This window comes from Mesorhizobium sp. WSM4846 (assembly GCF_055811415.1).
Genome location: NZ_JBVVPZ010000006.1, coordinates 138,325 through 148,708 on the forward strand (window position 1 = coordinate 138,325; position 10,384 = coordinate 148,708).

The following is a 10,384-nucleotide window of genomic DNA, read 5'->3' on the forward strand; positions in this document are numbered from 1 at the left end:
ACCTCAAACGACTGCGAGTTCACGCGGATAGTTCGTCAGGTACTCAAATCCGGTATCGGTCACTACAATGGAATCACCGATACGCCCGCCGAAGCTACCTTCGATCGTGATCCCTCCGTCGACCGCGAAGGTCATGCCGGCTTCGAGCAAACGCTTCTCTCCGCGCTTCAGTTCTGGGGATTCCAGGAATGACTGACCGACCGAACGACCAGTACGATATCCAGCTGAGAAGCCTGCTTCCGTATAGACGGCTTCTGCAGCGGCGTTTATTTCCTCGCATGCGATGCCCGGCTTGATTGCCGCGAGCGCCGCCTGCTGAGCGGCCACGGCAGTCTCATAGACACGTGCCTGCTCGTCTGTCGCCCCGCTGACGAAGAATTCGCGGTCGAAGCCGAGCTTGTAGTTGCGGAAGTTGGCGATTCCGCAGAAGCAGAGATAGACCGGGTCTCCCTTCCGGATTTCACGAACCGACGAACGTCGATGTACCAGGCACACGTCGGTGCCCGACTGAAGGATCTGAAGATTGTAGATGGTGGGAGAGACGAAGCGATCCGTCTTGTCATCGAGGAAGGACGCTGCCTTCCTGGTGCCCGCTGCGATGACCGCCAGCGCGACCTCGTACTCCGGCACGCCCTCGGCGATGGCTTCGCGCGCGCCTTTCACCATCGCGACGGCAACTTCGCCCGCCTTGCGCATGGTTCCGATCTCATCGGCCGACTTGATCATCCGGATCTCCGAGATGACAGGTCCGGCATCGCCGACTTCGGCTCCATGAAGCATGGGGAGCAGATCATTGGCCACGAGCGCCGGGATGGATCGCTTCTCGATTGCAACTCGGCGCGCCTTTCCTTCGACCGCCGACTTGAGCACGCCGCGCCACTCGTCGTTGATGCCGTCCCTCCATGGGCGGATGTCAGTCACCCAGCTCATCCGTCCGCACATCTCCGATTCCATCAGGGGAGTGATAATGGTCGGTTCGCCGTCAACCGGTACCGTCATCAGCGTAGGACGACCGAAGTCTATGCCCAGATAGTCCAGATATTCGCCAAAGTAGGCGATGGAATCCGGATTGGTCAGAATGGCGCTTTCGAAGCAGCCCACCTGGAGCGCCTTCTTCAGTTTCTCGGTACGTTGCTTGCCTGGTCTCATGGTCTCGGCCCTTTCAGGCTGTATGCAGGTTGGATTTAGTAATGCTAAATCGGTGCTAAAAATCTGTCAATCACTGTCTCGTCTGGCGTTTTTTTTTAATAAATCTTGCGCATTCGCCTTTGCTGTGTACAGGTAGGAAAACAGCTATAGGAGCAGACGGTGCAACAGACTGGACAATCTGAACATTCACTCGGTCGCGGAGGCATCTGGTTCGACGCGGGACGCCATCACAAGGCCAAGCTAGGCTTCGTTCTTCTGGCAATGGAGCAGACGATCGAAGAGGACATGTTCAACCTCGCTCCAAATGGGGTCGGCGTTCACTTTCAGAGAGCCCCGATGGCAAATAAGGTGGACGTCGAAACTCTGTCTGCCATGGCTTCGGAAATCGGTGACGCTGCTGCTCTGATCGTTCCGGAGGTGCAACTCGACGTCATTTGCTATGGGTGCACTTCTGGAAGCGTGGTGATCGGCGAAGACAAGGTATTCGCAGAACTCACGCGCGGTGCACCCGGCGCCAAGCCTACCTCGATAATCTCCGGCGTCATGCGCGCCCTGCAGGCCGTGAATGCGAGGAAGATCACCGTCGCTACTCCTTATGTCGATCCGGTCAACGAGATCGAGCGGGTTTATATGGAAGAACGGGGATTTGAGATCCTGAATATCCAGGGTTTGAACATTGAAAATGATGAAGACATGGTGCGGGTGACCCCTGACTACATCTACGAATTCGCAAAGCAGGTCGATCGGGCAGATTCCGAGGCCATTTTTATCAGTTGCGGCGCCCTTCGCTCGGTGGACATTATCCAGACACTTGAAGCAGAGTCGGGTAAGCCAGTGATCACTAGCAACCAGGCGATGATGTGGGATTGCTTGCGGTTGGCGGGGGTGAATGACCGGAGCGACAAATATGGCCTACTTTTCAAAGAGAACTGATGTCCAAAGCCGCCGCGACAGCATTTAAGCGAGAGGCGCCACGAGCTGCGCCTCCTCGGGGCCAGTCAATCGAGATCCATCGTGTTCTTCGCGACCGGATCTGCCTGTTGCGATATCGGCCCGGAGAACTGCTCGTCGAGACAGAATTGGCTGCGGAGTTCAATGTCAGCCGTACACCGGTCCGGCAGGCGTTGCAGCGTCTTGACTACGAAGGTCTTGTTGAAACCAAAAATGGGGTCGGTACGACAGTCACCGGAGTGGACTTCCAGCAATTGAAGGACGTCTACGCTTTCCGTCTAAGACTGAGTGAAATGATCGGCGATTTCAGCAGGCCGGAGCGAACACCCAAAGTACTGGAGGAGGTCGAGGCGCTTGTCCCGCGGGTGGAGGCACTTCTTCAGTCAGGGGATTTTGAACAGTTCTGGCAAATCAACCACGAGCTTCATTTCGCTGTAAACGGGCTCATAAGCAATTCCGCGATGCGGGATAGCCACGACCGCCTGTACTTCCAAGCGTCGCGTGTCTGGTACAGCTTTGTGGACCGAATGTGGGAGGACGAAGTCAGGTTCCTCAAGCAGGAGGTTGATGAACTCTGCCGCGCCTTGCGTGCTGGAGATCTGAGAGCGGTCGGTTTCGTGCAGCGAAACTTCATCTCATACGGCCTATCGCGCGTCGCGAGATACATCTCTACGGGCGAGTAACCATCCCGTCAGTCAGGTCAATCCGCGCGGGATCTGACGGAAACTTGTTCCACCGCCGCAGTCTGCGGCCATGTTGTGGGGCCCTTTCCCCTTTGCGGAATGACAGAATCATGACGGCATTGTCCTTATCGTTACCTGCGGTCTACGCGCGGCCTTGTGGCTGCTATATCTGGATATTTAGCGGAAATGGGGTTCAATATCGGGCCATCCTCCTTAAGAACCTGCACCCTGGTCTCGTCGAGAATCCGCGTGCGGTTGGTCGGGCAGAATACGGCGCAGAAGGTCGAGCCGCTCCTCCCCTACGCTTGGTCTCGACAAAATCCTCAATGCTGCACAACGTCGCCCACAGCACCACAAGCAGGATTTCAGGCGGCGGGTAGACCGCCCGCTAACGCTGGCGCGACCCGACAGCGCCGAAAGATGGTCGCGGATCGATAAAGAGCGTACGGGCGGGCGGGACATGGCTGGACTCCCGAAAAGCGCGGCGCGTCTCTTCCGGCAGCGCTTGCCAGGGTGGCATCTGCGCGGTCTCCGCATCGTCTGGGTTGGACAACGAATTGAACGGACCCTATGCTGCGCCCGATTGCGATGAGGTGTGGAAATTGGTCATCAGGTCCTGCAGCAATGGCAACAAGACGGCAAGGCTTCTGGGAACGACATGTGGGCAGCGAAAATGCGCCACGCGGTGCGGACGCCTCAGTGTCGGGTTTCACACAAGGACGTCTGCAAGTTGGACACAGTTGAAACACGAGAGCGTGCAACACCAAATGACGACGGTCTCCTCGTGCCAAACTCGAACGTCTGCGCGACAATCTACTCCCCATGTGAACGCATCGGTTGCGGAGGTTGGTTGCCGGCCGCAAGCGACTTCTGGCCCTTTTCGACGTGTGATGAGTGCGGTCTTCCGTCAGGCACTTCATGTGCGGCATTTCGAGAAGCCGCTGGGCGCTATGTGATCTGCAGATCGGGTCCAAATCTCAACATCGAGCGCATTGGCTCTTTGGGCCTAGCGCGTTTTCCTGATCCAGATCTGTTCGCTCGTTGCGCGCGTCTCGGCCGGCACCTCCAGCCACCGATCGGAGGCGCGGCTGGAGAGACTGCGGTGGAAAATCTCTCCATCTTCTCCATCACCCTCGTTCCCGGCATGGGTTACGATTTCAGAGCAGAGTCAGCTACTAAATTAGTGAGACAAGCTGAGCAGGGACGGAGAGGTCCCTATTCGCCGACGGTAGGAAATGGTGTAATAGACCAACTGATTAAATTAACGGCCTGCTGAAGTATCGCTGCGGTTTGGGCATGGCTAGGTGAAGCTGCGATGACATGTCCGATCCAGTCTCGTGAATCGCCTTTCCTGACGATTTCACTCTTGGGCCCAACATAGAATTTAATCTCCGAGACGCCTGGCACGGCGGCCGCCCGACTCTCCCCACCAATTGAATCAATGGTGCCATCGCGATCAGAAACAAGGATCCGGGCGGCCACGGTTTGCGAATGCCTTCTGCGCAAGTCCCATTCATCGCCGATGGCAAGCTTAATATGCTCCTCGATGAGATCGACACCGTAAGCCAACCGAATTATTTGAGGATCAGGTGTGCCAGGAAGTCGCGGATTGACTTCAATGACAACCGGGCCGCGCTTCGTCCACCGGAGCTCAACGTTAGTTGGGCCCCACTCGAGGCCGAGAGCTCGCAAACAGCTCAGCGAAGCGTCTACGATACGCTCATGCTCGTCGTTTGTCAGCGGGGCCGGAAAGGTGAATTCACGAAAGACGAAATGGGGCGGCGGCCCGAACTCCGCCCGGGCGATTCCGATGACCTCATTTCCCATTATGTCAGCGCAATAATGGGGGCCCTGTGCGAATTCTTCGACCAGTATATTCGGCGAAGTCTGCGACGTGTGGCATCCCGCCAAATAGAAGGCCGTATATTGGGCCAACTCACCCATGCTGCGGCACAGCCGGACACCTCTGCTGCCGGCGCCCACGGCTGGCTTAAGTACCACCGGTAGGCCGATTTCCGCGGCGGAGTTTTCTACGTCCACCGCGCTCGTCGCCAAGCGGTAGGCGGGTGTAGGAACGCCAGCGTCCTCGAGGAGCTGACGTTGAGTGAACTTATTGCAGCATCGTTCAATCGATGCGGGGTCCGGTCCCGGTAGATCGAAATGCTTGCAGAGCTTGCCAACCGCCGCATAGACATCTTCTTCGGTGGTTGCAATGCCAGCAATGTCATAGCTCGCCCGCAGCCGGGAACATTCCCGAATCAGCGCCTCGAGATTGTCTGTGTCGACACGGATCGACTCAACTTTTTCCGCCGCAATGTAGTCGTACTGAGCTGGATCAGCCGACAGGGTAATTGGATAAAGACCAAGACGCTTGGCCGCTTGGACGTATAGCAGACCAGTGCACCTTGGGTGGCCTTCAACTAGGATGAGCGCTCTTCTCGCCATAGGGGTGACCTCGGTTATGTGCTGTGCGGCGATCTGAGCGTGAACCACGCGCCTAACCGCCGACCTTTGGTGAAGGTATCATTGGCGGGATCTTCCGGTTGCAAAGATTCCGTAAACTTAGTTGGAGAATTTGTTATAGTCTGATCGGGTGGTACAACACGCGTACCACTCTCAAGTGGAAAAACCACCGGAGGTCAAGCTCCTCCGTTGGAGGGCACGCGGCGGAGCATGCTAGGAAAGACTTGATTTCCTATCAACTGCTCTTGCGGTATCCGTGTGGGAAACAGATTGGCTCATGACTCTCGTCCCGAACATCTGATTCGAGACGTAAATTCGAATTCTATGGTGCGGCCCTGAAAGCGGTCATGAGGCTTGGGCCCGCGCAGAGGAAGCTTCTTGTGGTCGCGGATGTCACCTTTGTTAGGATTGTGTTCAAAAAATCCGGCTTGAAGCCGTTCTGAAGCACTGATTCAGTCCCGTTGGGAAAAGGAGATTGAGTCGATGATGGGCGAGCGGACCGTGATGCAGGAAGGGCTGTTCTACGAGTTCAGCATCGATTCGTCACGTGCCATCAGACCATCCGCTTCGCTCGATTGACCTGTTCGTCGACCTTTCCGAACTCCGCTCCCATCTGCGGCCGTTCTACAGCGAGATCGGCCGGCCTCGTCGATCCGGAGCTAATGATCCGGATGCTGATCGTCGGCTACTGCTTCGGTATCCGCTCCGAGCTCCGGCTCTGCGAAGAAGTGCATCTGAATCTTGCCTATCGCTGGTTTGTCGGCTTGGCCTGGAGGGTGATGTCTCGGACCATTCCACTTTCTCCAAGAACCGGCACGGCCACTTTCGCGACAGCGATCTGCTGCGCGAATTGTTCGAGACTACGGTGTGCCGCTGGATCGACTAAGGTCTCGTCGGCAACGAGGGCTTCGCCGTCGATGCCGGCCTCACCAGAGCAGACGCGAACAAGCAGTGTTCAGCCGAGGGATCGGAGCAGGTCGACTGGGAGATGATGGCGGCAACACGCCGCTCGGTACAGGAGTATCTCGACACTGCAGCGAGCGAGGTGAGCCGAAGTTCGTATCGAGGTCCGACCCGGCGGCGCAATGGACTGGAGCGATGAAGGGTCGTGCCTTCTTCGCCGACGCCACCAACTATCTGATCGACCTGAACGACGCCGTCATAGTGGACGTCGAGGCGAGCCGCGCAATCCGGCAGGCGGAGGTCGGTGCGGCACGTAGCATGATCGAGCGCGTCCAGGATCGCTTCAATCTCTACCCGGAGCGGCTGGCCGCCGACAGCGCGTACGGTTCGGCCGAGATGCTGGGTTGGCTCGTTGCATGAGTGCGGGATCGAGCCGCACATCCCTGTCTCCGACAAGTCAGAGCGTCGCGATGGACCTTTGAGCGGGCAGAGTTCAGCTAGATCGCAGGCGCGATCTCTACACCTGTCCAAGCGGCAAGGAGCGGCGCTTCACCTCACCCCGCCACGGTGTCGACGACGAGGGCTTCATGCGCTAGCGCGTCAGCAAGCTCGACTGCGACGCCTGCGCTCTCAAGCCTCGATGCTGTCCGAACGCTCCAGCCGCAAGATCATGCGCTCCATCCACGAGGGTGCGCGCGACATGGCCCGTGATATCGCCGCCACCGACGCCTATGTCACCTCGCGCCACGAGCGAAAGAAGGTCGAGATGCTGTTCGCCCACCTCAAAACGTATCCTGAAACTCGATCGCCTGCGACTACGGGGAACGAATGGCGCCCGAGACGAGTTCCACCTGGCAGCCACCGCCCAGAACCTCCGGAAACTCGCCGAGCTGATTCCGGTGCCGATGCCGAAACCGGCGTGAGAGGCCCTGGCCTCCGAACATCCTCAAATGGCGACCAACGAACACGCTGTCCGACTTCTTCAACACAATCTTAGCAGGTGCTGACGTTGCCCCCAGTTTCTATCTAGTTTTCAGTCTCGACGGCTGGACCTTGATTAGACCAGGCAAATCTCGCGATTGGGGGAAGTGCAAGGGACATTGATATCGCCTCACTCTCCCATATGCAACGGCGGGTCGGCCAAGCTTGCCAACGCGACACTCTGACGGGCGTCCTGTATCGACTATCAAATTTTCGCAAGCCGCCTCCGGCGAGCTTAAGTCGGGATGTCGAACTCCGCAGCGAAATGGAGCGCCACCGCTGATCGTCAGATGCCGCCTGCACGGACCCCCGGTTGTCTTCCGCTCCACGGTCTGGCCTCTTCCAGATCGCGCGCGACACGGACCAGCACGGCCTCTTCACCGAAGCGGCTCACGAGCTGAATGCCGATAGGCAGCCCGTCGGCGCTTTGTGCCAAAGGCAATGATACGGACGGTTGCCCTGTGACGTTGAAAATACCCAACTGCGAATAGAGCGCGCCATCCGCTTTCATGAACTCCTCGGCGGAGATGGTCGGATTAGTCGCGCAATAAATGCCACCGTGGGGCAAAGCCACGATCGGCATCGTCGGGGTTACGACGATATCGAACGAACTCAACGCTTCGCCTACCCGCAGCCTCATTAGCCGAAGAGCTTCATGCACCTCCCGAGAATATGACAACGGGAGGTTCGCACCGTATTCGTTTAGTTTGAGATTAACTGGCTCTAGCGTCTCTGCGCTGATAATGCGGCCCATTGTTCGCGCCGCGTCTTCAAGAGAGCCATTGCCGAGGTTGATTAAGCCGAACCATATTTTGCAGTAATCTTCAATTTCGAAAGGCGCCTCGATGTCTACAATGGTATGCCCCATTTCTTCCAGAAGGTGGGCCGTGGACTCGACTGCATGCATGACCTCTGGCTCGATATCAACCTCACCCCACCGCGTCTTAGCAATTCCAACCCGCAGAGTGCCGGTCGGATGGGATAGTTCGCATATGTAGGGGCGACTAGGCTGGACAATAATAAACGGGTCCCCCGGATGCGGGCCGGAAAAGACATCCAAAGCGGCAGCCATGTCGCGCACAGTGCGGCAAAGTACAAACTGTCGAACAAGGCCAAACATTGGGTCTTGGTGGTCTGGGCCACCGGAAACACGCCCGCGCGAGGGGTTTAGTCCAACTAGACCGCACCAGGACGCTGGGACGCGGATAGATCCAGCACCATCGCCCCCATGTGCAATTGGGACGATCCCGGCGGCCACCGCCGCCGCGGAGCCCGAGGAAGAGCCCCCTGCCGTACGCTGCAAGTTCCACGGATTACCGGTTACGCCATTGAGTATCGATGTGCTGAATCCAGATATGCCAAGCTCTGGCGTCGTTGTTCTTCCGATACACCGGAGACCGCCCGTCCGAGCGCGTCTAAAAAAGAAACTGTCTGTTTTCGAGCGGTTGCCTTTGAAGAGGCGACTTCCCAATTCTTGGAGACGACCAGCTTCAGTCGCTCCCGTATCCTTCCTTAGGAAGGGCACGCCATGAAAAATCCCGCCATCTGCGCCGGCAACGGTCTCAGCATCGTCATAGAGCTCAATGATAGCGTTGATGCTGGGATTGACCTCGTCGTGGGCCTCTCGCGACAAGCGTATTAGTTCCACAGGAGTCACTTCGCCGGCCTTTACGAGAGAAGCCAAACCGGTCGCGTCGTGGCCTACATATTCACTTAGTTTCATACAGAGTCTCCTTTCATCGTGGCCATGAGTTCAAAATAACTTTTGAATGCGAAACATACGCGCCGAAATCGTTCTACCTCTGAAATTCAAACTCGCGTAAACGGCACCTTTTGAAATGTGACGGCACAGTATACGGTCGGTGCCTTGGCCAATGACTGCAACGGATTGCTTGGCAAAGCGGGGTGCTCCTCTCGCAATCCAGAGATCGCATGACGAGTGGTGGAAGCGACTTGCGTTTTGGGATTGTGGCTGTGTGCTTAACTCTTGAGCCAATCATGCTTGTTGCAGCCGATCGATCTGCCGCGCTTGGCGTTATCTGCACTGATTCTGGCGCGAGTTTTCGTTTCCTCTGAACTCATCAAATCGAGCCGGCTGGACACGTCGCCCTCGCCAAGTAGTGGCGAGCGGATGGCGAAGTATGCGGTGCGCGGCGGCGATATTAACGGGCTGTTGGCACGCCTTGCATGGCTCCAAAACAAGACACATGCGCGCACTGGGCGGCGCTTTGCGCCCATCCTCGTCCAGGGGGCAGGTCTCGACGGCATCTTACCTTAGGGTGATGAACCTCGGGCGATCGAGCGGCCGGCGGCCCGTGAACGGGCAAAGAAGATGCGCGGGGCCCCGCAGACCGGCAGCTTGCGACATGGCCGCTGAGTTCGGCCGTCCGGCACAACTCAACCGGGCTCATGGCTCGTGCACGGCCTCCCGTGATCGGCTTGGGCGTAGGCTTCGCCGTGGCGGCGGAAGATGTACGCCGTCGGGTCGACTGGCGACGTAAGCTCGGGTCGGGAGACGGACCTCGATGCTCAACTGGTCAAGCTGACTTGGCTTCACCCATTAGGCCGCTGGAGGCCCTCGTGTGGTCCGCCATCCCTCACGTCCGAGCAGTTCTCGACGCGGCGTAAATCGAGCCAACTTACTGGTAAGGCGAAACATACCATCTCGTAAAGCGTTTATGTATTCCTAAGCAAGTGCCATCATGAAGATAATACTCTCCGCCGGTGCTTGGGTATTGGTATGATTTGTGAGGCCTGGACACTAGATAACCTTATGGGAAGTTGCGTATGTCGCCTCGTTGCCGCAGTGCTGATCGAGCATAAGCTCTTCTGCTTTCTCGATCCGGATTTTGCCAGCTGGAATCACGGCCTTGGGTTTTCTTGTCGATTGGGGCTACTGCCAAGTGTTGATCGTGCAGGGCGGCTTGTTGGCGGCAACAGCAACTCGCACCTCCGATATCTGGTCTGAGAGCGTGAACGGTGATGCAAAAGTCACCGAGGCAGGTTCGTGAACTGGGCGGATCTTGGGCGCCCTGCTTGGGCTCGACGTTTCGATGTTGGATGGCTCCGGGAATGAAATACGTTCTCGTTCGTGGGCGGCCAGCTTTCATCAACCGCTGTTTGTCACCAAGCATTTGGATCAAGCAGAAACCTATTATGACCACTCTGTTTCAATCAGCTTTGACTTTTGACGCACAAATATGCAGTTGCCAACGCAATCTGTGGGACGTGGGGTGAAGACGCCAATACACGGA

At 57.3% G+C, this 10,384-nt stretch carries 7 protein-coding genes and 2 pseudogenes; 5 read left to right on the forward strand and 4 right to left on the reverse strand.

Features of this window, described 5'->3' with window-relative positions; all coding sequences use genetic code 11:
• Positions 1–3 precede the first annotated feature (3 nt).
• The gene (locus AC0L15_RS08145; protein ID WP_473496159.1) at positions 4–1,149 is read right to left on the reverse strand and encodes a M24 family metallopeptidase; all 1,146 of its coding nucleotides are present in this window, start codon (positions 1,147–1,149) and stop codon (positions 4–6) included.
• Between the two features lie 159 nt (positions 1,150–1,308).
• Between AC0L15_RS08145 and AC0L15_RS08150 the strand changes: the two genes are divergently transcribed.
• Together AC0L15_RS08150 and AC0L15_RS08155 are read left to right on the forward strand one after the other, a co-directional pair.
• Positions 1,309–2,082 carry a maleate cis-trans isomerase family protein gene (locus AC0L15_RS08150; RefSeq protein ID WP_473496160.1) on the forward strand — a complete coding sequence of 258 codons (774 nt, stop codon included), beginning with the start codon at positions 1,309–1,311 and terminating at the stop codon, positions 2,080–2,082.
• Positions 2,082–2,783, forward strand: coding sequence for a GntR family transcriptional regulator (locus AC0L15_RS08155; protein WP_473496161.1), 702 nt, complete (start codon positions 2,082–2,084; stop codon positions 2,781–2,783). The genes AC0L15_RS08150 and AC0L15_RS08155 overlap by 1 nt, the downstream gene beginning before the upstream one ends.
• 1,215 nt (positions 2,784–3,998) lie before the next feature.
• Here AC0L15_RS08155 and AC0L15_RS08160 read toward each other — a convergent pair.
• A complete protein-coding gene (locus AC0L15_RS08160) occupies positions 3,999–5,228 on the reverse strand; it encodes an ATP-grasp domain-containing protein (protein WP_473496220.1) in 1,230 nt (409 codons plus the stop codon).
• 501 nt (positions 5,229–5,729) lie between these two features.
• Between AC0L15_RS08160 and AC0L15_RS08165 the strand changes: the two are divergent.
• Positions 5,730–7,072: pseudogene (locus AC0L15_RS08165) on the forward strand (transposase).
• A 344-nt stretch (positions 7,073–7,416) separates the two neighbouring features.
• Here AC0L15_RS08165 and AC0L15_RS08170 read toward each other — a convergent pair.
• On the reverse strand, positions 7,417–8,853 hold the full coding sequence (locus tag AC0L15_RS08170; protein WP_473496162.1) for an amidase: 1,437 nt from the start codon (positions 8,851–8,853) through the stop codon (positions 7,417–7,419).
• A 279-nt stretch (positions 8,854–9,132) separates the two neighbouring features.
• Here AC0L15_RS08170 and AC0L15_RS08175 point away from each other — a divergent pair, with 279 nt between their 5' ends.
• Entirely contained in the window at positions 9,133–9,408 is a 276-nt protein-coding gene (locus tag AC0L15_RS08175) for a hypothetical protein (RefSeq protein WP_473496163.1), read from the forward strand.
• A 64-nt stretch (positions 9,409–9,472) separates the two neighbouring features.
• On the opposite strand, the pseudogene AC0L15_RS08180 reads toward AC0L15_RS08175, so the two are convergent.
• A pseudogene (locus AC0L15_RS08180) lies at positions 9,473–9,602 on the reverse strand (IS91 family transposase); the annotation flags it as partial.
• 398 nt (positions 9,603–10,000) lie between these two features.
• On the opposite strand from AC0L15_RS08180, the gene AC0L15_RS08185 reads away from it, so the two are divergent.
• A complete protein-coding gene (locus AC0L15_RS08185; RefSeq protein ID WP_473496164.1) occupies positions 10,001–10,141 on the forward strand; it encodes a hypothetical protein in 141 nt (46 codons plus the stop codon).
• Positions 10,142–10,384 lie beyond the last annotated feature (243 nt).

What these genes read in the sequence shown, in the direction of transcription:
- AC0L15_RS08160 (WP_473496220.1), bottom strand. Translation starts at nt 5,228, where the DNA reads ATGGCGAGAAGAGCGCTCATCCTAGTTGAAGGCCACCCAAGGTGCACT.
- AC0L15_RS08155 (WP_473496161.1), top strand. Translation starts at nt 2,082, where the DNA reads ATGTCCAAAGCCGCCGCGACAGCATTTAAGCGAGAGGCGCCACGAGCT.
- AC0L15_RS08170 (WP_473496162.1), bottom strand. Translation starts at nt 8,853, where the DNA reads ATGAAACTAAGTGAATATGTAGGCCACGACGCGACCGGTTTGGCTTCT.
- AC0L15_RS08145 (WP_473496159.1), bottom strand. Translation starts at nt 1,149, where the DNA reads ATGAGACCAGGCAAGCAACGTACCGAGAAACTGAAGAAGGCGCTCCAG.